General features: G+C 59.8%; 19 protein-coding genes. 13 read left to right on the top strand and 6 right to left on the bottom strand.

What is annotated here, in order from left to right; all coding sequences use genetic code 11:
• The first annotated feature begins 72 nt into the window (after positions 1-72).
• Together ACR809_RS13655 and smrA are read left to right on the top strand one after the other, a co-directional pair.
• Positions 73-981 carry a LysR family transcriptional regulator gene (locus ACR809_RS13655; RefSeq protein ID WP_004148273.1) on the top strand — a complete coding sequence of 303 codons (909 nt, stop codon included), beginning with the start codon at positions 73-75 and terminating at the stop codon, positions 979-981.
• A gap of 101 nt (positions 982-1082) precedes the next feature.
• Complete coding sequence (gene smrA / locus ACR809_RS13650) at positions 1083-1646, top strand: DNA endonuclease SmrA (RefSeq protein ID WP_004143055.1); 564 nt, start codon at positions 1083-1085, stop codon at positions 1644-1646.
• On the opposite strand, the gene ACR809_RS13645 is transcribed toward smrA, so the two are convergent.
• Positions 1643-2449, bottom strand: a complete 807-nt coding sequence (locus ACR809_RS13645; protein WP_122051343.1) for an IclR family transcriptional regulator domain-containing protein — start codon at positions 2447-2449, stop codon at positions 1643-1645. The two genes, smrA and ACR809_RS13645, sit on opposite strands and share 4 nt — an antisense overlap.
• Before the next feature lie 169 nt (positions 2450-2618).
• Here ACR809_RS13645 and ACR809_RS13640 point away from each other — a divergent pair, with 169 nt between their 5' ends.
• From ACR809_RS13640 to pcaC, 6 genes are read left to right on the top strand one after another with little or no spacing between them, the layout of a single operon-like run.
• A complete protein-coding gene (locus tag ACR809_RS13640) occupies positions 2619-3305 on the top strand; it encodes a 3-oxoacid CoA-transferase subunit A (RefSeq protein WP_002903522.1) in 687 nt (228 codons plus the stop codon).
• 10 nt (positions 3306-3315) lie between these two features.
• Complete coding sequence (locus ACR809_RS13635; protein ID WP_004151559.1) at positions 3316-3972, top strand: 3-oxoacid CoA-transferase subunit B; 657 nt, start codon at positions 3316-3318, stop codon at positions 3970-3972.
• Between the two features lie 10 nt (positions 3973-3982).
• A complete protein-coding gene (gene pcaF, locus ACR809_RS13630) occupies positions 3983-5185 on the top strand; it encodes a 3-oxoadipyl-CoA thiolase (RefSeq protein WP_004179693.1) in 1203 nt (400 codons plus the stop codon).
• Between the two features lie 9 nt (positions 5186-5194).
• A complete protein-coding gene (locus ACR809_RS13625) occupies positions 5195-6547 on the top strand; it encodes a 3-carboxy-cis,cis-muconate cycloisomerase (protein WP_019705898.1) in 1353 nt (450 codons plus the stop codon).
• The gene (gene pcaD / locus ACR809_RS13620) at positions 6537-7301 is read left to right on the top strand and encodes a 3-oxoadipate enol-lactonase (RefSeq protein ID WP_122051342.1); all 765 of its coding nucleotides are present in this window, start codon (positions 6537-6539) and stop codon (positions 7299-7301) included. Before ACR809_RS13625 ends, pcaD begins: the two co-directional genes overlap by 11 nt.
• Positions 7294-7683 (top strand): 4-carboxymuconolactone decarboxylase, encoded by a 390-nt coding sequence (pcaC, locus tag ACR809_RS13615; RefSeq protein WP_004143067.1) that lies wholly within the window; start codon positions 7294-7296, stop codon positions 7681-7683. The genes pcaD and pcaC overlap by 8 nt, the downstream gene beginning before the upstream one ends.
• A gap of 1141 nt (positions 7684-8824) precedes the next feature.
• Here the strand turns inward: pcaC and ACR809_RS13610 are convergent.
• From ACR809_RS13610 to ACR809_RS13600, 3 genes are all read right to left on the bottom strand, one after another.
• A complete protein-coding gene (locus ACR809_RS13610) occupies positions 8825-10441 on the bottom strand; it encodes a mechanosensitive ion channel family protein (RefSeq protein ID WP_064176760.1) in 1617 nt (538 codons plus the stop codon).
• A gap of 163 nt (positions 10442-10604) precedes the next feature.
• Entirely contained in the window at positions 10605-12257 is a 1653-nt protein-coding gene (fumA, locus tag ACR809_RS13605) for a class I fumarate hydratase FumA (protein ID WP_004152246.1), read from the bottom strand.
• A 54-nt stretch (positions 12258-12311) separates the two neighbouring features.
• Positions 12312-13823 carry an anion permease gene (locus ACR809_RS13600; protein ID WP_004148278.1) on the bottom strand — a complete coding sequence of 504 codons (1512 nt, stop codon included), beginning with the start codon at positions 13821-13823 and terminating at the stop codon, positions 12312-12314.
• Positions 13824-14465: 642 nt separating this feature from the next.
• On the opposite strand from ACR809_RS13600, the gene ACR809_RS13595 reads away from it, so the two are divergent.
• Both ACR809_RS13595 and ACR809_RS13590 read left to right on the top strand, forming a co-directional pair.
• The gene (locus tag ACR809_RS13595) at positions 14466-17243 is read left to right on the top strand and encodes a flavocytochrome c (RefSeq protein ID WP_086519560.1); all 2778 of its coding nucleotides are present in this window, start codon (positions 14466-14468) and stop codon (positions 17241-17243) included.
• 67 nt (positions 17244-17310) lie between these two features.
• On the top strand, positions 17311-18261 hold the full coding sequence (locus tag ACR809_RS13590) for an FAD:protein FMN transferase (protein ID WP_040225942.1): 951 nt from the start codon (positions 17311-17313) through the stop codon (positions 18259-18261).
• On the opposite strand, the gene dcuR is transcribed toward ACR809_RS13590, so the two are convergent.
• Both dcuR and ACR809_RS13580 read right to left on the bottom strand, forming a co-directional pair.
• Complete coding sequence (gene dcuR, locus ACR809_RS13585) at positions 18242-18961, bottom strand: two-component system response regulator DcuR (RefSeq protein ID WP_122051341.1); 720 nt, start codon at positions 18959-18961, stop codon at positions 18242-18244. The genes ACR809_RS13590 and dcuR overlap by 20 nt on opposite strands.
• A complete protein-coding gene (locus ACR809_RS13580; RefSeq protein WP_004183910.1) occupies positions 18958-20574 on the bottom strand; it encodes a sensor histidine kinase in 1617 nt (538 codons plus the stop codon). The genes dcuR and ACR809_RS13580 overlap by 4 nt, the downstream gene beginning before the upstream one ends.
• Positions 20575-20729: 155 nt before the next feature.
• Between ACR809_RS13580 and ACR809_RS13575 the strand changes: the two genes are divergently transcribed.
• From ACR809_RS13575 to mqo, 3 genes are all read left to right on the top strand, one after another.
• Positions 20730-21086, top strand: coding sequence for a hypothetical protein (locus ACR809_RS13575; RefSeq protein WP_004176301.1), 357 nt, complete (start codon positions 20730-20732; stop codon positions 21084-21086).
• 163 nt (positions 21087-21249) lie between these two features.
• Positions 21250-22170, top strand: a complete 921-nt coding sequence (locus tag ACR809_RS13570; RefSeq protein ID WP_021469324.1) for an N-acetylmuramic acid 6-phosphate etherase — start codon at positions 21250-21252, stop codon at positions 22168-22170.
• Positions 22171-22479: 309 nt separating this feature from the next.
• The gene (gene mqo, locus ACR809_RS13565) at positions 22480-24090 is read left to right on the top strand and encodes a malate dehydrogenase (quinone) (protein ID WP_076750587.1); all 1611 of its coding nucleotides are present in this window, start codon (positions 22480-22482) and stop codon (positions 24088-24090) included.
• Positions 24091-24212: the final 122 nt, after the last annotated feature.

Here is a 24212-nt window from a genome sequence, read left to right as displayed (position 1 = left end):
CTGCCACAGCCTGATGGATTACAGTAGATGTCATTTTCTTCTGTCTGATAAGCAACGGTTATCACTAAAAGCATGGCATTTCAGATTAAATTTCATCAAATTCGCGCCTTCGTCGAAGTAGCCCGGGAAGGCAGTATCCGTGGCGCCAGCCGGGCGCTGGCGGTCTCGCAGCCGGCGCTGACCAAAGCGATTAAAGAGCTGGAGGAGGGGCTTTCCGCCCAGCTGTTCGTCCGCCGCAGCCAGGGGGTGGCGTTAACCGACAATGGCGAAAGTTTTTATCAACATGCGAGCCTGATCCTTGAGGAGCTGCGGGCGGCGCAGGATGAACTGCTGCAGCGCCAGGGGGAACAGGCCGGGCAAATTAATATTGGCCTTGGCGCCAGCGTCGCCCGGTCGCTGATGCCGTCGGTGATCTGCCGCTTTCATCAGCAGCATCCGCAGGTGAAGGTGCGGATCATGGAGGGTCAGCTGCTGGCGATGATTAATGAGCTGCGCCAGGGGGAGCTGGATTTCACCATTAATACCTATTACCCCGGGCCGTACGACCATGAGTTCAGCTTTGAGAAACTGTTTGAGAAACCGTTCGCGGTGTTCGCCCGCGCGGGCCATCCGGCGGCGCAGGCCACCTCGCTGGGGGAGTTGATGGATCACCACTGGACCATGCCGACGCCGCGCGGCAGCTACTTCAAGCAGCTGCAGGAGCGCTTCGAACAGCTGGGACGGGAGCCAAAGGTGGGGATCGTCTGCGAAACGTTCTCATCCTGCATCAGCCTGGTGGTGAAAAGTGATTTTCTCAGCATCCTGCCGGTGGAGCTGGGCAACGACCCGCTGATGGCCGACAAACTGGTGATGATCCCCATCCGTGAAGTGTTACCCACCGCCACCTATTATCTGATCCAGCGGCGCGATACCCGGCAGACGCCGCTCACGGCGTCGTTAATCACCCTGTTCCGCCGCCAGAGCCGACAATTGTTTCCTTAATCGTTCGTCACGCTCACTTTGCCAGCGAACGCGGCTAAACGCGTTGAGAGGGGAGCGCGAGGCGGCTATAGTAGCTGGCGACAGCCGCTGGAGGAGAGCCCATGAACCTTGATGACAAATCCCTGTTTCTTGACGCCATGGAAGATGTCCAGCCTCTGAAACGTAATAATGACGTGCACTGGCATCCCGGGCGTAACAGCCGGGCCCCGCAACGCGTCGATACCCTGCAGCTGGATAATTTTCTCACCACCGGCTATCTCGATATCGTGCCGCTCGCCACGCCGCTGGAGTTTAAGCGAGAAGGGCTGCAGAGCGGCGTGCTGGATAAGCTGCGGCGGGGGAAATACAGCCAGCAGGCGAGCCTCTCCCTGCTGCGCCAGCCGGTGGAACAGTGCCGGCAGATGCTCTTCGCCTTTATGGTACAGGCGCAGAAAGAGGGGTTACGCAATGTGCTGATCGTTCACGGCAAAGGCCGCGACGACCAGTCCCACGCCAATATTATCCGCAGCTATCTGGCGCGCTGGCTGGAAGAGCTGCCGGAGGTGCAGGCCTTCTGCGCCGCGCTTCCGCATCATGGAGGCAGCGGCGCCTGCTATGTCGCGCTGCGTAAATCGGCGCAGGCGAAGCAGGAGACCTGGGAGCAGCACGCCAAGCGCAGTCGTTAGCGCAGAAGCAGCGTCAGCTCGCGGGCGGCTTTTTGCAGCTCCGGCAGCACGCGCTCGATCATCTCGCGGGCCGTCATCTGGCCCGCATGCACCCCGACGTTGAGCGCCGCCTGGACCTGCCCCTGAGCGTTAAACAGCGGGACCGCGAGGGAGCGCAGCCCCATCTCCAGCTCCTGATCGTTGAGGGCATACCCCTGCTGATGCACCCGTTTCAGTTCGGCGCGCAGCTTCGCCACCGAATCCACCGTCTGTGGGGTATAGCGGATCATGGTCACCCGGCCCAGCATATCGTTGAGCTTCTCCTCCGGCTGATGGCTCAGCAGCACCCGGCCCATCGAGGTCGCCCACGCCGGAAGGCGACTGCCGATATCCAGGTCGATGGTCATAATCCGCGAGCTGGAGGCGCGGGCGATATACAGGATATCGTCGCCGTCGAGGGTCGCGATGGAGCAGGACTCATTGAGCATTTCGCTCAGATGCCGCAGCACCGGCTGCGCCGAACGCGCCAGCGGCGTCGAGGCCAGCCAGGCGTGGCCCAGCGCCAGGATCCGCGGCCGCAGCTGGAAATTCTTACCGTCTTCGGCATACACGAACCCCAGCTTGCTCAGGGTATACAGGCAGCGGCGCACCGCGGCGCGCGGGATGCCGGTCTTCTGACTGATCTGTGAGATAGACAGCAGGGGCCGCTGCGGCGTGAACGCCTTAATCACCTCCAGACCCCGCGCCAGGGAGGCCATAAAGTTAGGATCGCCTTTAAACGGATCGCCGTCGCCGGTCAGTAAATCGTCTGGATGCTTGTCCATTTCTGTTCCCCATATTTGCCATCGATCACATTCTTTCGCTAAAGATAACCGATGTTCGATTATCGCACCATATTTCGATTATCGCCCTTGACCGACATCGTTAAGCGGGTCACATTTTGTGCGAACAACGAATAAAAGTGCGATTACCGCACATCACTGGAGCGACCTGATGATTGATAAAAGCGTATCGACGCTGAGCGAGGCCATCGCCGGGATCCACGATGGGGCGACTATTATGATCGGCGGCTTTGGCCCCGCCGGCCAGCCGACCTTTCTGATTGACGCCCTGATTGACCAGGGCGCTCGCGACCTGACCATCATAAATAACAACGCCGGCAACGGGGAAGTGGGTCTCGCTGCGCTGCTCAAGGCGGGCCGGGTGCGCAAAATGATCTGCTCCTTTCCGCGCCAGGTGGATTCGCAGATTTTCGATGATCTCTACCGTCGCGGCAAAGTGGAGCTGGAGCTGGTGCCGCAGGGCAACCTCGCGGCGCGGATCCAGGCGGCCGGCGCCGGGCTGGGGGCGGTATTTACCCCCACCGGCTACGGCACGCCGCTGGCGGAAGGCAAGGAGACACGGGAAATCGACGGTCGCCACTACGTGCTGGAGTACCCGATCAAAGCCGATTTCGCGCTGATTAAAGCTCACCAGGGCGACCGCTGGGGCAACCTGGTCTATCGCAAGGCGGCGCGCAACTTTGGCCCGATCATGGCGACAGCGGCGAAAACCACCATCGTAGAGGTCTCGCAGCTGGTGGCGCTGGGCGACCTCGATCCGGAAAACATCATCACCCCCGGCATTTTCGTCCAGCGCGTCTTCTCGCTGGAAAACCTGACTGCCGCACAACGCGCCTGAGGAGCCCGACATGCAAAAACTGACCCGTGACGAAATGGCCCAGCGCGTGGCCCGCGATATTCCCGAAGGCGCTTACGTCAACCTCGGCATCGGCCTGCCGACCCGCATCGCCAATTACCTGCCCGCTGACAAAGAGGTGTTCCTACACAGCGAAAACGGCCTGCTGGGGATGGGGCCGAAACCGCAGCCCGGGGAAGAAGATCCCGAGCTGATCAATGCCGGTAAAGAGTATGTCACCCTCCTGCAGGGGGGCTGCTATTTCCACCACGGCGACTCCTTCGCCATGATGCGCGGCGGTCATCTCGATATCTGCGTGCTGGGGGCCTATCAGGTTTCCGCCAGCGGCGACCTCGCCAACTGGAGCACCGGTGCGCCGGATGCGATCCCGGCCGTTGGCGGGGCGATGGATCTGGCCATCGGCGCCCGCCAGGTGTTTGTGATGATGGACCACCTGACCCGTGACGGCGAGTGCAAGCTGGTGGCGCAGTGCAGCTACCCGCTGACCGGCGTCGGCTGCGTCAGCCGGATCTATACCGACCTGGCGGTGATCGACATCACCGACCGCGGCCCGGTGGTGCGGGAAATCTTTAACGGCCTCTCTTTTGAAGAGCTGCAGCGTATCACTCCGGTGGCGCTGACCTTTCAACAACTGGCGGAAAGCGCGTAAGGAACCTATGATGAATCAGGCATTTATCTGTGATGCGGTGCGTACACCCTTTGGCCGTTTCGGCGGTGCCCTGGCGACGATGCGCGCTGACGACCTGGCGGCGCTGCCGCTGAAAGCGCTGCTGGCGCGGAACCCGGGACTGGATCCCTCGCGCATTGACGATGTGATCTTTGGCTGCGCCAACCAGGCCGGGGAAGATAACCGCAACGTGGCGCGGATGGCGCTGCTGCTGGCCGGCCTGCCGGAGAGCGTGCCCGGGAGCACCATCAACCGCCTGTGCGGTTCCAGCCTTGACGCGATCGGCGTCGCGGCGCGGGCGATTAAAAGCGGGGAGACGCAGCTGATGATCGCCGGCGGGGTGGAGAGCATGTCCCGCGCGCCGTTTGTGATGGGGAAAGCGGAGAGCGCCTTTAGCCGCAGCATGCAGATGGAGGATACCACCATCGGCTGGCGCTTTATTAACCCGCAGATGAAAGCCCTGTACGGCGTGCATTCCATGCCGGAGACGGCGGAAAACGTCGCCGATGAATTTGCCATCTCCCGTGCCGATCAGGACGCGTTCGCCTTACGCAGTCAGTTGCGTACCGCCGCGGCGCAAGAGGCGGGGCGTTTCGCCGATGAGCTGATCGCCGTCCAGGTGCCGCAGCGCAAAGGCGAGCCGCTGCTGTTTAGCCGCGATGAGCACCCGCGCAGCACCTCGCTGGAGGCGCTGGCTAAACTGCGCGGCGTGGTGCGCGCCGACGGCAGCGTTACCGCCGGTAACGCCTCCGGGGTTAACGACGGCGCCTGCGCGCTGTTGCTGGCCAGCGAGACGGCGCTGTCGGCTAACGATCTTCAGCCGCTGGCCCGGGTGGTCGGCGTGGCGACGGCGGGCGTTGCGCCGCGGATCATGGGGTTTGGCCCGGCGCCGGCGGTGCGCAAGGTGCTGGCGCAGACCGGCCTGACATTAGGCCAGATGGATGTCATTGAGCTGAATGAAGCCTTCGCCGCGCAGGCGCTGGCGGTGACCCGTGATTTGGGCTTACCGGACGATGCCGCCCACGTGAACCCTAACGGCGGGGCGATTGCGCTGGGCCACCCGCTCGGCGCCTCCGGCGGCCGGCTGGCGATGACCGCGGCTTATCAGCTGAAACGGACCGGCGGTCGTTACGCCCTGTGCACCATGTGCATCGGCGTCGGACAGGGGATCGCCCTGATTATTGAACGTGTTTAAGGAGCCAGAATGAGTTTGTTGACCCCGATGCTGCGCAGCAGTCCGCTAACCGACTGGTTCAGCGACGCGCAGCGGGTGCAGGGCATGCTGGATTTTGAAGCGGCGCTGGCGCAAGCGCAGGCCGCCTGCGGGATGGTGCCGCCGGAAGCGGTCGGGCCAATTGTGGCGGCCTGCCGCCACGAAGCCATCGATTTTGCCGCGCTGGGCGAGGCGGCAGTGGGAGCCGGTAACCTGGCCATCCCGCTGGTGAAACAGCTGACGGCCCAGGTAAAAGCGCGAGATCCCGAGGCTGCGCGCTACGTTCACTGGGGCGCTACCAGCCAGGACGCCATCGACACCGGACTGGTGCTCCAGCTGCGCGGGGCGCTGGATGCCGCTGAGACTCTGCTTGAGCAGCTGTTGGCGGCCCTGGCACTCCAGGCGGATCGTTATCGCGATACCGTGATGCCGGGACGGACCTGGATGCAGCACGCGCTGCCGGTGACCTTTGGCCTGAAGCTGGCGGGCACCCTCGACGCGCTCCTGCGCTGGCAGCAGCGGCTGCGCGAGATGCGTCCGCGGCTGCTGGTGCTGCAGTTCGGCGGCGCCGCGGGCACTCTGGACGCGCTAAAAGAGAAAGGGCCGGCGGTTGGCCTGGCGCTGGCGCAGATCCTCGGTCTGTCGCTGCCGGATACTCCGTGGCACAGCCAGCGCGATCGGCTGCTGGAGGCGGGCGCCTGGTTTGCCGGCGTCTGCGGCACGCTGGGGAAATTCGCTAACGACTTTTCCCTGCTGATGCAGACCGAAGTGGCTGAGGTGGGCGAGCCGGTGGCGGAAGGTCGCGGCGGTTCGTCGACGATGCCGCATAAGCGCAATCCGGTGGCCTGCGCGGCGATCCTGACCGCCGCCCAGCGTACGCCGGGGCTGATGGCGACGCTCTACGCCAGCCAACTCCAGCAGCATGAGCGGGCGCTGGGCGGCTGGCAGGCGGAGTGGGAGACCCTGCCGGAGCTAATTACCCTGGTGGGCGGGGCGTTGGCGCAAAGCGAGGCGCTGGTGCGCGACATGCAGGTTTTCCCGCAGAAAATGCGCGCCGATCTCGATATCACCCATGGGCTGATTATGGCTGAGGCGGTGACTCTGGCGCTGGCGGAATTCATTGGCAAAGCCGAGGCGCATCATCATATCGAGGCGCTGTGCCGCCAGGCGCTGGACCGTCACTGCCCGCTGGTCGATCTGCTCGCGGCTGACCCACAGGTCAGTCAGTATCTCTCTCGTGAACGCTTAACCACGCTGCTGGACCCGGCAACGGCGACCGGCAGCGCCGAACGCTTTGTGCGCCAGGTGCTGGCGCGTTATCAGGAGCAACGTGATGAATCTTGATTATCAACTCGACGGGCCGGATGGCGCGCCGGTTATCGTCCTCTCCAACTCACTGGGCACCACCCGGGCGATGTGGCAGCCGCAGATCGAGGCGTTAACCGCCCATTTCCGGGTGCTGCGCTACGACACGCACGGCCACGGTAAAACGACAAAAAATGGCAAAGTAACCCTCGCCCAGTTGGGGGAGGATGTGATTGCGCTGCTCGATCACCTGAATATCGACCGCGCCTGGTTCTGCGGGATCTCGATGGGCGGTCTGATCGGCCTGTGGCTGGGACGCTTTGCGCCGGAGCGTTTTCATGGTCTGGCGGTCGCCAACACCGCGGCGCGCATTGGCGATCAGGCCAGCTGGCTGTCGCGGGCGCGGGCCGTACGTCAGGAGGGGATGGCGGTGGTGGCCGCCGGAGCGGCAGACCGCTGGTTTACCCACGCGTTTCGCCAGAAGGCGCCGGAGGTGGTCGAGGCGCTTTGTCACCAGCTGACCCATACCGATGCTGAAGGCTATGCCGCCTGCTGTGAGGCGCTGGCCGCCGCCGACCTGCGGGGCGAAGTGGGGCAGATCCCGCTGCCGACGCTAATCATCGCCGGGGAAAGTGACCCTGTCACCACGGTCGGTGACGCTCATTTCCTGCAGCAGCAGATCCCCGCCTCCGAGGTGGTGGTTCTGGCGGCATCGCATCTGTCTAACATTGAGGCGCCGAAAAGCTTTACTTCGGCGCTGCTGAGCTTTTTCCAGGGGGAACGCCATGGATGATAAACAGCGCTATCAGGACGGGATGGCGGTACGGCGCAAAGTATTGGGCGACGCCCACGTCGACCGTACGCTGCAGCATCTGACGCCGTTGAATGATGAGTTTCAGGACTTTATTACCCGCTATGCCTGGGGCGAGACCTGGACGCGTCCGGGGCTCGATCACCATACCCGCAGCATGATCACTATTGCCATGCTGATCGCTCTCAATCGCGAGGCGGAGCTGAAGATGCATCTGCGCGCGTCGTTTAACAACGGGGTGACCCGCGATGAGCTGAAAGAGCTGATCATGCACTCTGCGCTGTACTGCGGGCTGCCGGCGGCCAACGCCACGATGCATCTGGCGCAGCAGGTGTTTGACGACATCGACGCCGCGCAGGGTTGAGTCGTCGTCCGAGTCGGATTGCCCGGCAGTCGTTGTAGGCCGGGTACGGCGCCGATAGATTGCCCTCCGGCACAGCGCTTGCCGGGCCTGGGAAGCGAAGATCGCCTGTAGACCCCGTAGGCCGGGTAAGGCGCAGCCGCCACCCGGCGAAATGGCGGGTATGGCGCCGATAGATTGCCCTCCGGCGCAGCGCTTGCCGGGCCTGGGAAGCGAAGATCGCCTGTAGACCCCGTAGGCCGGGTAAGGCGTAGCCGCCACCCGGCGAAATAAAGGCACAACCGGAAATGTCCCTGTTCGCACTATGTTTGGCAGGACTACAACTTCTATGTTAATTCCGGGCAGATTGCGCTCCCGGTTGATCTTCTGCGTTCTGTCTCGTATGGCGCAGGGAGCGCACAGGGGGCGGCCAGTCGCCGCCGCCCCCTGTACCCCCGGGCTCCGGCCAGCAAAATCGCCGCTGCGCGGTCCCTTCGACTTATCCCTGCAGGCTGCGGGTCGGGCCGAGGCAGCGTCCCTGCAAAACACGGCCCTCAGCCCGCATCCATGCGGGCTGCCCCGGCCTTCCGGGAACGTCTCAGCGATTTTGAGGCCGCCAGCACCGGCAGTTTCAGTCGCGCAAGTGGGTAAATGAGTGACAGGCCGCACGAACCCCTGGCCGGGTAAGGCGCAGCCGCCACCCGGCGAAATAACGGCACAACCGGAAATGTCCCTGTTCGCACTATGTTTGGCAGGGCCACAACGTTTGGCAGGGCTACAACTTCTATGTTAATTCCGGGCAGATTGCGCTCCCGGTTGATCTTCTGCGTTCTGTCTCGTATGGCGCAGGGAGCGCACAGGGGGCGGCCAGTCGCCGCCGCCCCCTGTACCCCCGGGCTCCGGCCAGCAAAATCGCCGCTGCGTGGTACCTTCGACTTATCCCTGCAGGCTGCGGGTCGGGCCGAGGCAGCGTCCCTGCAAAACACGGCCCTCAGCCCGCATCCATGCGGGCTGCCCCGGCCTTCCGGGAACGTCTCAGCGATTTTGAGGCCGCCAGCACCGGCAGTTTCAGTCGCGCAAATGGGTAAATGAGTGACAGGCCGCACGAACCCCTGGCCGGGTAAGGCGTAGCCGCCACCCGGCGGAAATGCCGCTACGTTAACCTTTATTTCTCAGGCTCCTGCGGCGCGACGGCCGGGGCGGCGTACCAGGCTTCCTGCGGTACCACTACCGCCGCCTTTGGCTGCATCACAAAGTTCGGCGACATAATCTGCACGCCGAATTCGTTAAACACATCAATAATGCTGCTATGCAATGCGTTGCGGCCATCCGGCAGCTTGGTTGTGGGGAGTAAGCGCACCTGCAGCTCATACGAGGTATACCAGTCGAGCAATCCCAGCTTACGCACCACCGGCGCAATTTGCTGATCGATCCCCGGGGTGCGTCTCGCCGCCAGCTCCAGCATCGCATGGACCTGACGCCACGGCGTATCGTAGCCGATGGTGACGCTGGTGGTGAGGTTGACTCCACCGTCGGCGCTTTCGGCGCTGAGATTAATAATTTTCCCGCTCACCACCACCGCGTTCGGGACGGTAACGATGTAATTTTCGCGGGTGAGAATTTTGGTTGCCAGTACGCCAATCTCGCTGACCTGACCCTCATTATCGGCGAGGCGGATCCAATCCCCTTTGCGCAGCGCCCGAGAGTAGATCAGCACCAGGCCGCTCATCGCATGGGTCATCACTCCGGTTGACCCGAGGGTCAGCATCAGGCCGAAGAACACGCTAATGCCTTTGAAGGCGAGAGAGTTGGCGCCGGGAAGGAACGGGTAGGCGGCGGAGAGGGCAAACAACCAGATGACCACCGAGATAAGTCGACGGGTGGCGCTAACGGTCTCCGGATGAATGCCGGGAACCTGAATGCGGCCGGCGGCGACCTGGTCGAGAACCACCTTCACCAGGCGAATGATAAGCCAGGTGAGAAGGAAAATAAGCACCACGATCATCAGCCCCGGCAGGGAGGCGACAATCGACAGAGAGAGGTCGCGGATCACCCCCAGCGACCAGTCGCCCAGCGATTCGCTCCACACCCGCGTCCAGGGAAACAGGCTGAAGGCCCAGCTCAGCCAGAGATAACAGGCCAGCATGCCGAGAAAGATGACCAGCACAGCATAGAGTCGAACTTCAATATTGCCGAGATAGCGCCGCCAGTGCTGCGGTATGGCGCTACGTTTTTCGAGGATCCGCAGCAGGAAAAAGCGTCGCACTCGCCGCCAGGCGCGGAAGGCGCCGTAGTAAAACAGCGCCAGCAGCAGCGCCCCGGCCAGGGCTTTACCGGCGGAGATGAATAGATAGCGGTTGTTGAACTGCTCCTGGAGGCTAGTGCGCTGGGCTTCCATACGCGCCAGCACCCGCTGGGCTGCCTGGTCGAGGGTTAAATCATCGCCCTCGTCGAGATCCGCCTGGCTCAGCAGCAGCACCGGTTTGCCGTTCATCAGAAACAGTCTGCCTGGCTGACCATAGCGGATAACCGGCACGACCCGCAGCGGCTGGCGAATATCATCTTCGGTGAAGGCGCGCAGGGCGCTGCGGGTGCGCAAAACGCGCTCTTCGGGCGTGGTCTGGCCAAAGGTGGCCTGCAACATGACGACAGGTTGGTGGAAAATCGTGACCGTGCGTGCCTGCTCGCGCGCGGTTGGCTGCTGTCGCGGTTCGGCGGCCAGCGCCGGCTGGAGCACCAGCAGCGCCAGCGCCCAGAGGATAACGATGCTTATCCTGTTCATTGAGGCACCTGAGATAACAATTATTGTTATTTTTCAGCAAAAAACGGAGGGCTTGTAGTTGAGCATAGCCTGGTGCGAAGTGAATTCAAGCTGGGGAAATGCGGACATAAAAAAAGCCGTCGCCCAAACGGCGACGGCCTGATATCAGCGTCATAGGATAGCGTTAGCCGTGCTGTTTACAGCCCGCGCACTGCTTATTCTGGATCTGCTGGAAGAAGTCGTTGCCTTTATCATCGACGAGGATAAACGCCGGAAAATCTTCCACTTCGATTTTCCAGATAGCTTCCATCCCCAGTTCCGGATAGGCCACGCACTCGAGGCTCTTGATACTCTGCTGGGCGAGCACTGCCGCCGGGCCGCCGATGCTTCCAAGGTAGAAGCCGCCGTGTTTATGGCAGGCATCGGTCACCTGCTGGCTGCGGTTGCCTTTCGCCAGCATCACCATGCTCGCGCCGTGGGACTGCAGCAGATCAACGTAAGAGTCCATGCGGCCGGCAGTGGTTGGGCCGAGGGAGCCGGAAGCGTAACCGGCTGGCGTTTTTGCCGGGCCCGCGTAGTAGATCGGGTGATCTTTGACGTACTGCGGCAGCGCCTCGCCGTTGTCGATAAGCTCCTTCAGCTTGGCGTGGGCGATGTCGCGGGCCACGATAATGGTGCCGTTAAGGCTCAGGCGGGTGGAGACCGGATGTGCCGATAGCTGCGCCAGGATCTCGCTCATCGGCTGATTCAGGTTGATGCTTACCACTTCGCCTTCGCCGGCCTGACGCAGATGTTCAGGAATATATTTTCCCGGATTGCTCTCCAGCTTCTCGATCCAGATACCGTCGCGGTTAATTTTGGCTTTGATGTTGCGGTCGGCGGAGCAGGAGACACCCATGCCGATCGGGCAGGAGGCGCCGTGGCGCGGCAGACGGATCACCCGGATATCGTGGGCGAAGTATTTCCCGCCGAACTGCGCGCCGAGGCCGAGGTTCTGCGCTTCCTGCAGCAATTCCTGCTCCAGCTGCACGTCGCGGAACGCCTGACCGTGTTCGTTACCTTCGGTCGGCAGACCGTCGTAATAGCGGGTCGAGGCCAGTTTGACGGTCTTCAGCGTCGCTTCCGCCGAGGTGCCGCCGATCACAAACGCGATGTGGTACGGCGGGCAGGCGGCGGTGCCGAGAGTGCGCATCTTCTCAACGAGGTAGTTTTTCAGCTTCGCCGGGGTGATCAGGGCCTTGGTTTCCTGGTACAGATAGGTTTTGTTGGCGGAACCGCCACCTTTCGCCATGCACAGGAACTTATATTCTTCACCGTCGACGCTGTAGAGATCGATCTGCGCCGGCAGGTTGGTGCCGGTGTTAACCTCTTTATACATATCCAGCGGCGCGTTCTGTGAGTAGCGCAGGTTATCTTCGGTATAGGTGTTGTAAACGCCCTGCGCCAGGGCGGCTTCATCGCCGCCGCCAGTCCAGACGCGCTGGCCTTTTTTCCCCATGATAATCGCGGTGCCGGTATCCTGGCAGGTCGGCAGCACGCCCTTGGCGGCAATTTCCGAGTTGCGCAGGAACTGCAGGGCGACATATTTATCGTTATCGCTGGCTTCCGGGTCGAGCAAAATCGAGGCGACCTGTTGCTGATGGGAGACGCGCAGCATAAAGGCGGCGTCGTGGAAGGCCTGCTGAGCGAGCAGGGTCAGCGCCTGCGGCTCTACTTTCAGGACCTGCTGGCCGTCAAATTCGGCGACGGAGACGTGCTCTTTGCTGAGCAGATAGTATTCCGTATCGTCGTGCGCCAGCGGAAACGGATCCTGATAAACAAACGGTTTAGTCGACATAGTCACTTACTCCATAAAGATAAAAACCGCCGGGGTAGTCCCGGCGGTTATGAATCAGAACATCATGGACATCCACGGATAGCCAATCAGCAGCAGGGCGGCCAGGAAGATGGCGCCAAAGATGGTGCCGAGGCGCCAGTAATCTTTGGTCGGCAGGTAGCCGCTGCCGTAGTAGATTGGGCTTGGGCCAGTACCGTACGGGGTGATGATCCCCATCACGCCCAGCGAGGTGACCATCAGCAGGACAAACACTTCCATATTCATTCCCGGGATAGTCGAGGCAATGGTCAGCATGGCCGGCAGCAGCGCGGTGGTGTGCGCGGTGGTGCTGGCAAACAGATAGTGCAGCAGGTAGAACGCCAGCAGCAGGACGATGGTTGCCATCCCCGGGGAGATGCCGCTCATCAGCGCGCCGCCCTCTTTACCCAGCCAGGCGATAAAGCCGGTGGAGGAGAGGCCGTCGGCCAGTGCCACCAGGGTGGCGAACCAGACAAAGGTGTTCCATGCCGCTTTGTTGTTGGTGATATCGCTCCAGGAGAGCACGCCGGTCCACAGCATCAGCACGATAACCAGCAGGGCAGCCAGCGCCGGTTCGATCCAGTCGGCGGCGAAGATCCACATCATCAGCGCGAAGCAGACGAATACCAGCAGCAGAATTTCATTGCGCGACAGTTTGCCCAGTTTTTCCAGTTCACGCGCGGCCCACAGTGGCACTTCGTTATTGACTTTCACTTCCGGCGGGTAGAACCAGTAGGCCAGCAGCGGCATGGCCAGAATCAGCAGGATACCCAGCGGCAGGAAGGCGATGAACCAGGTGCCCCAGGAGATATTGATGCCAACAATGCTTTTGACCAGCGCCAGGGCCAGCAGGTTCGGGGCCAGAGCCGACAGGAACATCGAGCTGGTAATACAGGCGGCGGTGATCGCTACCCACATCAGATAGGAACCGATTTTACGTGCGCTCGGATCGTTTGGCTTTGAACCGTACAGCGGCGGCAGGTTAGCGATAATCGGGTAGATAGTCCCCCCGCTGCGTGCGGTGTTAGACGGCGTAAACGGCGCCAGCAGCAGATCCGCGAAGGTGATGGCGTAGCCGAGCGTCAGGCTGCGACGGCCAAGATATTTCACCAGAATCAGCGCCAGGCGGCGGCCGAACTGCGTTTTATCGTAGCCGGCGGCGAACATGAACGCGCCGAAGATAAGCCACACGGTGGAGTTGCCGAAGCCGCTCACCGCCCACTTAAAGGAGGCGCCAGCCATTTTGAAGCCTGGCGCGGCCATCTGATCCGGGCTGAACAGCAGCCACTGGCTGCACAAGGCAATAACTACCACGCCGGTGATACCAATAACGGCGCCGGGCAGCGGTTCAAAAATCAACCCGACGATCACCCCGACAAAGATAGCGAAGTAGTGCCAGGCGTACGGCGGCAGGCCTTCGGGGACCGGGACGAACAATAACAGCACGGCAACGATAATCGGCAGCGCCATCATCAGGAGAGGTTTTTTATTCGCAGTCGTTGGCTTGACTGCACCGGCAGGCGGTATGGTTGTCTTTTTCTCTTTCATAATGAGTATCTGCAAGTTGTTGAAAATAACGTTTACGCCAGCGTCATGCTCAGAGGTTTTTTTAATTACAAAAGTTTCTTTAGTTTTTATTTTGCGTTTCTGAGTATCGGCAGGGCGCTTATTTAACGCGTTTTATGAGGCGTTAAATTAAATTTGTTGGTTATTTATATATTGCGCTTTCAATGGCCATTGCAATTGATCAAGATCAAGAAAAGCCGGTGATTTCACTATTTTTTTTATTATCAGTATAACCCTATATGATGAGGTGTTATTTTGGCGAAAATATCGATAGATGTTAAAAGAAAAATGAACAATAAATGCTGAAATTATTTTCCGTTTTAGTATCTTTATGATTTTATTGTATTTTTTGTTGTTTTATTATCATTGTTTATGTTAACAAAAGTATCCTAATTGTTATCACGCATTTGTATTATGTAAATGCTATTTATTATTTTAATAATACAATAGAGGTAGCGATGTTATTGCTGGGGTTAAATAGTTTTATAACTAACGTAATTGGTTTAGTAATTAAAAAAGGCGCTATATTATTGGCATGACAACAGGAATTAAAAAACCAAAACCATTAATGATTCCGTCACCCCATTCTGAGCTTTTAATATTTTAAAATCTGGAGCGTAACTTATGACCAGTAACGAACGTATTTTGCAGCCATTTACTTTACCAAATGGTACCGAGCTGAAAAACCGTTTGCTCATGGCGCCAATGACCACCTGCACCGGTTATTTCGATGGCACCGTCACCAGCGAGTTGGTGGAGTACTACCGCGCGCGCGCCGGAAGCATCGGTACCATTATTGTCGAGTGCTGCTTTATTGATGACTACGGTCTGGCCTTCCCGGGAGCGATCGGCATCGATAATGATGAAAAAATTGCCGGCCTGGCGAAAATCGCTGAGGCGATCAAAGCCGAAGGTTCAAAAGCGATTCTGCAGATCTACCACGGCGGCCGTATGGTCGACCCGCAGCTGATCGGGGGGCGCCAGCCGGTGGCGCCGAGCGCTATTGCCGCGCCGCGTGAGGGCGCCGCCATGCCGCGGGCGCTGAGCGGAGAAGAAGTGGAAGGGATGATCGCCAAGTTTGGCGACGGCGTTCGTCGCGCCATTCTCGCCGGTTTCGACGGGGTCGAAATTCACGGCGCCAACACCTATCTCATTCAGCAGTTCTATTCGCCGAACTCCAACCAGCGCGATGACGAGTGGGGCGGTAGCCGCGACAACCGCGCCCGTTTCCCACTGGCGGTGCTGGATATTACCCACAAAATGGCCCGCCAGTATGCTGACGATGCCTTTATCATCGGCTATCGCTTCTCGCCGGAGGAGATGGAGGTCCCGGGGATCCGCTTTGACGACACCATGTATCTGCTGGAAAAGCTGGCCGCCCGCGGTGTCGATTATCTGCACTTCTCGGTGGGGGCCACCCTGCGTCCGTCTATCGTCGATACCAGCGATCCGACGCCGCTGATCGAGAAATACTGCGCGATGCGCTCTGACACCCTCGCCCAGGTGCCGGTGATGGGCGTCGGCGGGGTAGTCAACGCCGCCGATGCCGAGCAGGGCCTCGATCACGGCTATGACCTGATTGCGGTAGGCCGCGCCTGCATCGCCTATCCGGACTGGGCGTCACGTATCGCCGCCGGCGAAGAGCTGGAGCTGTTTATCGACAGCACCCAGCGTGAAGCGCTGCACATTCCGGAACCGTTATGGCGTTTCTCGCTGGTGGAAGCGATGATCCGCGACATGAGCATGGGCGACGCCAAATTTAAACCGGGGATGTTTGTTGAGACCGTCCACGATGACGCCAACGAGCTGGTGATCAACGTCAGCCTCGAAAATGACCATATTGCCGATATCGAACTGGCGGCGAGCCCGGTCCAGACCGTGGAATTCACCACCAGCTTCGAAGAGATCCGCGAACGTATTCTCACCGCCAATACCCCGCACGTCGATGCCATTTCCGGGGCCACCAGCCAGAGCGAGGCGGTGAAAAAAGCGGTCGCCAAAGCGATGCTGAAATCGAGTAAAGCGCTGGCGGCGGAAGAGGGCGGCAATGACGTCGCGCCGAAAAGCTATGATGTAGTGGTAGTCGGCAGCGGCGGCGCCGGTCTGGCGGCAGCCATTCAGGCCCACGACGAAGGGGCCAGCGTGCTGATCGTTGAAAAAATGCCAACCATCGGCGGGAACACCATCAAGGCTTCCGCCGGGATGAACGCCGCGGAAACCCGCTTCCAGCGCGTGAAAGGTATCGAAGACAGTAAGGAGTTGTTCTATCAGGAAACCCTGAAGGGCGGCCACAACAAAAACAACCCGCAGCTGCTGCGCCGTTTCGTTGAAAACGCGCCGCAAGCCATTGAGTGGCTGGCGGACCGGGGCATTATGCTCAACGACATTACCACCACCGGTGGGATGAGCATTGACCGTACCCACCGCCCGCGCGACGGGTCAGCGGTCGGCGGCTATCTGATTAGCGGCCTGGTGCGCAACATCACCAAACGCGGTATTGACGTCCTGCTGGATACCTCGGTGGAAGAGATCCTGATGCGCGGGGATGAGGTTAGCGGTGTACGTCTGATCAACGACGAAAAAGAGGTCATTGAAGTACAGACCAAAAGCATCGTAGTGGCCACCGGCGGCTTCAGCGCTAACAGCGCGATGGTCGTGAAGTATCGTCCTGACCTTGAAGGCTTCGTCACCACTAACCACAAAGGGGCTACCGGGAGCGGTATCGCGTTGCTGGAACGCATCGGCGCCGGCACCGTGGACATGGGCGAAATTCAGATTCACCCGACCGTCGAGCAGCAGACCTCGTATCTGATTTCCGAATCGATTCGCGGCGGCGGCGCTATTCTCGTTGACCAGCAGGGGAACCGCTTCTTCAACGAGATGGAGACCCGCGATAAAGTCTCGGCGGCGATTATCGCTCTGCCGGAACACTATGCTTACATCGTCTTCGACGAGCATGTGCGGGCGAAAAACAAAGCTGCCGACGAGTACATCGCCAAAGGCTTCGTCACCAGCGCCAGCTCACCGCGGGAACTGGCGGAGAAACTGGGGATGGATTACCATGCCTTCCTCGCCACCCTCGAGTGCTATAACGGGGCGGTGGAAAAACAGCATGATGAACAGTTTGGCCGGACCACCGCGCTACGCGCGCCGATTAACGAAGGCCCGTTCCACGCCATTCGCATCGCCCCCGGCGTGCACCACACCATGGGCGGCGTGACCATTAATACCGATGGCGAAGTGCTGAATGTGGCGCAGCAGCCGATTCGCGGCGCCTACGCCGCCGGTGAAGTGGTGGGCGGGATCCACGGCGGCAACCGTATCGGCGGTAACGCGGTGGCGGATATCATCATCTTCGGTACCCTCGCGGGCCATCAGGCGGCGAAACGTGCCAGAGGATAACCTGTAACCTTGCTCCTGCCGGGTTGGCGCTTTCACCGCCCGGCTTGCCCCTTCTAAGGAGAGCCCGATGTCCGATAACCGCGTCTATAGCTACTCCGCCGTGTTGATGGGCTCGCCCATCCTGCTCAAACTCTGTTCCCACGATGAGGCGATGGCCTCCCGCGTTTTCCAGCTTATCAAGCGCTACGAAGACCTGCTTACCGTTAACCGCGCCGAGTCGCAGGTGATGGATATCAACCATGCCGCCGGGCGTCATCCGGTCACCGTCAGCCGACCGGTCTTTCAGCTGATCCAGTGCGCCAAAGCCGCCAGCATGGTGCGCGACAGCGCCTTTAACCTCGCCATCGGCCCGCTGGTGAAGCTGTGGCGAATTGGTTTTCACGGGCACAGCGTGCCTGACGCGGCTGAGATCAGAGCCCGACTGGCGCTGACCCGCCCACAGGAGGTGATCCTCGATGAGGTAACCTGCAGCGTGTTTCTCCAACAGCCGGGGATGGAGCTGGATCTCGGGGCGATTGCCAAAGGTTATATCGCTGACCGCGTGCGCGATTATCTCCGTCAGCAGCAGGTGGAGAAGGCGCTGATCAACCTCGGCGGCAATGTGCATACCCTCGGCGAATGGGCCATTGGCCTGAAAAAACCATTTGCCGACGCGCAGGCGCTGATCGGTTCCCTGACGGTCAACGGGCAATCGGTAGTCACCTCCGGGACCTACGAGCGCTATTTCGAACAGGATGGCAAACGCTGGCACCATATTCTCGACCCGCGCAGCGGTTATCCGCTGGACAACGAACTCGACAGCGTGACGGTCATTTCCGCGGATTCTTTAGACGGCGACATCTGGACCACGCTGCTGTTCGGCCTCGGCGTGGAGAAGGGCTGCGCAGCGTTGCGTCAGCGGCAGGATATCGACGCGATTTTCGTTACCAAAAATCGCGACATTATTCTCTCATCGCCGCAGCGGCTGCGTTTTGCGCCGCTGGACAGCGGCTATCGGGTTATTGACTGTACTGCTTAAGCAAACTGTACTGTTCGGCGACCAGGCGGTAGCGATAGACCGGCCGCCCGGTAGCGCCGTAGTGGATAGTGGTATAGAGAATATTGATCTGCGCCAGCCAAATCAGATATTTGCGGCAGGAAACGCGGGAGATATTCACCGCCGCCGCCAGCTCATCGGTAGAGAATTCGACATCCGGATGGGCGTCAATCCACTGGCAGAGTGTGCGCAGCGTTTGCGCGGTTAACCCTTTAGGCAGCTTGCGCGCGTCGCTGGCCTCCGGCGCGCCGCCGTGCAGCAGGCGGTCGACATCGGCCTGTTCGTAATAGGCCTGGCCGGTTATTAGCTTGCGCTTCTCCCGCCAGGTGGTGAGCGCCTCTTCAAAGCGCGGAAACTGGAAGGGTTTGATCAGGTAATCGACCACCCCGTAATGCATCGCGGTCTGTACCGTGGCGGCATCCGCCGCCGAGGTAATCATGATAACGTCGATGGCGCGACCCGACTCGCGGATGGTCGGCAGGAGATCGAGCCCGCTGTCCTGCTGCATGTAGACATCCAGCAGCACCAGATCGATCTCCTGCTGCGGATCGTTAATCATCTCCTGGGCCTGACTGAGCGTCGAAGCGCTCCCGCTGCAACGAAAGCCGGGAACCCTTGCCACGTACAGGCGATTCAGTTCGGCCACCATGGCATCATCGTCAACAATTAAAACATTTATCACGCAGGTTTCCTTTTACTATCCCAGGGGAGATGAACAAAAAATTGGGTAAATACGCCGGGTTCCGATTCGACGGCGAGGGTGCCGCCGAGCTCGCGCAACTGCTGGTTGGCAAGAAACAGCCCGACGCCGCGATTCTCGCCTTTGGTGGAGAAGCCTTTGTTAAAGATAGCGTCGATGTTGTTCTCCGGGATCCCCGGCCCATCGTCGCTCACTTCACCGCTTAGCCAGCCGTCCTGGTAGTGCAGCAGCAGGCCGATCTCACCCTCCGCCTGGCCGCTCATGGCGTCCAGCGCGTTCTCAATAAGGTTGCCCAGCACCGTCACCAGCACCGTGACCTGTTTCTCGTTTGGACAATCCGGCACCAGGCTCTCCTCCGCCAGCGTCAGGGTAAAGCCGCACTCTGTGGCGCGCTGAATTTTACTTATCAGGAAGCCGGCCACCACCGGGGATTTAATGCGGTGCTGAATGTCGCCGATGTCCGCCTGGTAGCGGTGGGCGGTCTGCAGCACGTATTCCTCGAGTTTGCCGTAGCTTTTCATATTCAGCAGACCGAGGATCACGTGCAATTTATTCATAAACTCATGGGAGGTGGTGCGCAGGGCATCCACATAGCTCATCATGCCGTCCAGTCGCTGCAGCAATTGGCTGACCTCAGTTTTATCGCGGAAGGTACAGATGGCGCCGACCACCGCACCCTGGCTGCGAATGGGCACTGTATTGCCGATCAGCAGCAGACCATTGCACCCCAGTTCGCGGTCGTACATTGGCTCGCCGCTCTGCAGTACGGTCTGCAGATCGTCGAGCAGGGGGCTGTGAACGAGAGTCTTATCCGGGCCGGAAAAGAGGATCTCTTCCGCCGCGGGGTTGATGAGATTTACCTCGCCATGGGCATCGACCGCTACCACCCCCTCCTTGAGGGCGTGAAGCATGGCCTGACGCTGCTGAAACTGGGTGGATATTTCGTGCGGCTCCAGCCCCAGCAGCACGCGCTTCAGGCCGCGAACCAGGCTCCAGGTGCCCAGCGCGCAGACCAGCGCGCTGAACAGGATGGTCAGCAGCACGTCCCAACGGCTGTTGGCGATCTGTTCGTCCACTTTACTCAGTGAAATGCCGACCACCACCACGCCGATTTGCTGATGCCGTTCGTTGAACACCGGCGTAAACACCCGTAGCGCCGGGGCCAGCACCCCGTGGTTGATGGCGACATTCTCTTTTCCCTGCAGCGTTGGCTGAATATCGTGGCCGATGAACGGTTTGCCGATGATTGAGCTGTCCGGATGCGAATAGCGAATACCCTGCATATCGGTGACGATAGCGTACAACAGGTCGTTGCGTCGGGTAATGGCCTGCGCCAGCGGCTGAATGATCTGCTGCTGCGGGGGCGCCTCCAGTCCGCGCTTCACCTGCGGCATATCGGCCATGGTGCGCGCCACCGCCAGCGCGGTCTCTTTCAGACCGTCGCGGGTGGCGTTGCTGATCTGCATATACCACAAGGCATACACCAGCAGCAGCACGGCGCCGATGACGCTGCCGATCATCAAGGACACGGCGGTGCTCAGCTTTAACGGTAAGGCGCGTTGGCGAACGCGAGGCGGGTGCTCTGAAGCCTTCATGACGACCCCGGGTAGATTCAGTGAAAGATTATTATCGCCGATAGCGCGGCATACATAAAGCCGTGTAATCAAAGCAAAAGGCCGCTTTTGCTACGGCAGACTCCTCCAGCGCGCGGTACACTGCGGCTTTTCGCCACAGGCTTAAGGGAGACACTATGGAACTGGCTTCTCTGGTCCGGGATATCCTCCGGCAGCGGCACGTTGAACGTCTGGCGCAGCATCGTGAACAGGATAATGAAGCGGAAGCAGAGTGGGAGATCGCCCGCTGGCGGCATCGCAGCGGGGTGGTGATCCAGCGCCGCTATGAGCTCGAGATCGCGCAGCAGGATAGCGCATCCTGCCCGGAGTGCTGGATTGACTGGCAGGTTATCGACGCCGCCGGCCAGGAGATCAACCCGATGCGCAAACAGTTTTATAACCTTTGCCAGCAATCCTTCTGGCTGGCTATGCAGGCGGGTGGTGAAGATGAGACCTCAGACAGAATTGCTCAGATAACCGACAATCACCCGTAAACGCGCGTTGGGGACGGTAAACTGTGACCCCGACGGCGGTAAAGCGCAGAACATTCCACTTATAGTGGCGGCAGAGGTTAAATAGTCCTGATGAATATAAGGATATGCATCAGGCCGCTGATTTTGCCGAGATGCGCTTTTTCTGTCGTAAATGGAGGTTGTTATGAGCAGTTCGCTAACCGCGTCAATGCAGGCTCGTCGTCACCCGGAGACCACCCACATCGATCGCCTCGCCACCGCCGATATGCTGGCGATGCTGCATCAGGATGATAAGCAGATATCGGAGGCGGTCGGCGCCTGTCTGCCGGATATCGCCCGGCTGATTGATATCGCCACCGCGACGATAAGCCGGGGAGGGCGCCTGGTCATTATTGGCGCCGGCGCTTCGGGCCGGACGGCCATTGAGGCGGTCAGCGACTATTCGCCGGAAGGTAAACACGCGCTGGTGGGGCTGATTGCCGGTGGGCAGACGACGGCGATGGCCGAGCGGGAGACTGAGGCGAATAATTATGACCTGGGCGCCTTTGAGCTGCAGTCGCTGGACTTCAGCAACCGCGATATGCTGCTGGCGCTGACCGTCAGCGGCAAGACGCCATGGGTGTGGGGGGCGATGCGCCACGCCTGGTCGCTGGGCGCCCCGATAGCGGTCATCACCCAGCAGCCGACCAGCGAGGCGGCGCAGCTGGCGGATATCATTATTGCTCCGCAGACCGGGCCGGAGGCGGTGGCGGGGTTAGCCAATCCGAAGGCTCAGTTGGCCCAGAGGCAGATCGTCAATATGCTGACGACCGGACTCGCCATCCGTGACGGTCGGGTGTACAGCAATTTGCGGGTGGACGTGCAGGCTGACAATTCGCACTGGGCGGAGCGGCAGATAGCGATTGTGATGGCGGCCACCGATTGCACGCGCAGTGAAGCAAAGGCCGCCCTGGCCAGCTGTCATCAGCACTGCCGCACCGCGATCCTGATGCTGCTCAGCGGGCTTGACGCCTGGCACGCGCGGGAGCTGCTAACCAAACATCACGATCATCTGCGTCTCGCCCTGCGTGAAGCCCAGCGTAGCGCTGTCACTCCCGCCCAGTAATCCCTTCTCTGCCAGGCGCGCGATGAGCATGCGCGCCTGGACTTTTGTAATTAAAGAAATTCTTATCTTTTATTTTACCCGGCAATAGATATTGAATTTTCGACCTTATTTCTTTATCCGTCTTCGCTCTGTTTTTAAAATTGATTTTTTAAGTTAAATAACTGTTTGGTTTAAAACGCGAGAGTGTAAATGATATTTTAAAATAAAGTAAAAGTGCGTTAATATGCTGCCTCTTATGACCGTGTGCTACGTGATAATTCTATTATGCCTGCAATGAAAAAAACGATTATTTCCTTAACCGCATTAGCGATGTTCGTCAGCGCGGCGACGCATGCTGAAGCGGATACCTCGAAAAAAACCGACTTCCTGCTGATTGGCGGCGGGATCATGAGCGCCTCGCTCGGCACCTGGCTGCAGGCGCTGCAGCCGGACTGGGATCTGACCATGGTGGAGAAACTGGACGGCGTGGCGCTGGAGTCTTCCAACGGCTGGAATAATGCCGGTACTGGCCACTCGGCGAATATGGAGCTGAACTATACGCCGGAGCGGGCGGACGGGTCGATTGACGTCAGCAAAGCGCTCGATATTAACGAGCAATTTATGATTTCCCGTCAGTTCTGGTCGGCACAGGTGAAACGCGGTATTTTGCACGATCCGCACTCGTTTATTAATTCCACGCCGCATATGAGCTTCGTCTGGGGTGATAATGTGGATTATCTGCAGAAGCGTTATAACGCGCTGCAGCAGACCACCTTATTCCAGGGGATGAAATTCTCCACCGATCACGCGCAAATTAAACAGTGGGCGCCGCTGGTGATGGAAGGCCGCGATCCGCAGCAGAAAGTGGCAGCCACCTGGACGCCGGTGGGTACCGATGTCAACTACGGCGAAATCACTCGCCAGCTGATCGGCAGCCTGAAGAAAAATAACCACTTCACCCTGCAGACCTCCTCTGAGGTAACGGATTTCAAACGTAATGCCGACAACTCCTGGCACGTAACGATTAAGAATGTGCAGAGCGGGGAAGCGCAGACTATTGACGCCAAATACGTCTTTATCGGCGCCGGCGGCGGCGCGTTGAAGCTGCTGCAAAAAACCGGTATTCCGGAAGCGGACAACTATGCCGGCTTCCCGGTGGGCGGCTCGTTCCTGATGACCGAGAACCCGGCGGTCACCGCGCAGCATCTGGAGAAAGTGTATGGCCAGGCTTCAGTCGGCGCGCCGCCGATGTCGGTGCCGCACCTTGATGCACGTTACCTCGACGGCAAGCGCGTGGTGCTGTTCGGGCCATTCGCCACCTTCTCGACCAAGTTCCTGAAAAATGGTTCGTTCTTCGATCTGCTCAGCACTACCACCACCAATAACGTGCTGCCGATGACCCACGTCGGTCTCGACAACTTCGATCTGGTGAAATACCTGGTTAGCCAGGTGATGCTCAGCGATGATGACCGTTTCGCTGCGCTGAAAGAGTACTACCCGGACGCGCGTAAAGAAGACTGGAAACTGATCCAGGCCGGCCAGCGCGTACAGATCATCAAGAAAGACGCAGAGAAGGGCGGCGTGCTGAAGCTCGGTACCGAAGTGGTGGTCGATCAGCAGAAAACCATTTCCGCGCTGCTCGGCGCTTCGCCGGGGGCTTCCACCGCCGCGCCGATCACCCTGAACGTGCTCAAGCAGATGTTCCCGCAGCAGTTTAACTCGCCGGAGTGGCAGAGCCGCATTCACGCTATTGTGCCGAGCTACGGCCAGAAGCTGAACGGTAACGTGGCGCTGACCCAGCAGGTTTGGGATGACACCGCTGCGACCCTGCAGCTGACGAAACCGCCGGTGATCCAGATGCCAGCGGCTGCGCCTACCGCGACCGCCAAGCCGGCAGAGACACCGCGCGAGGCCTCGCCGCAGCACGATATGGCGCTGTAAAAGCAAACTCGACAGTGAACAAAAGGGAAGACCATGGTCTTCCCTTTTTTGCGTTATTTACCGGCTGAGGCCGCGCGCTGCCTGCAACTTTGGCGTCATAAAAGATATACTGGTTTGAATTG

Source organism: Klebsiella sp. CD33 (assembly GCF_051992865.1).
Taxonomy (GTDB): Bacteria; Pseudomonadota; Gammaproteobacteria; order Enterobacterales; family Enterobacteriaceae; genus Klebsiella; species Klebsiella pneumoniae.
The sequence above is the reverse complement of the archived record's forward strand: the minus strand, read 5'-3'. Positions and strand labels throughout refer to the sequence as shown.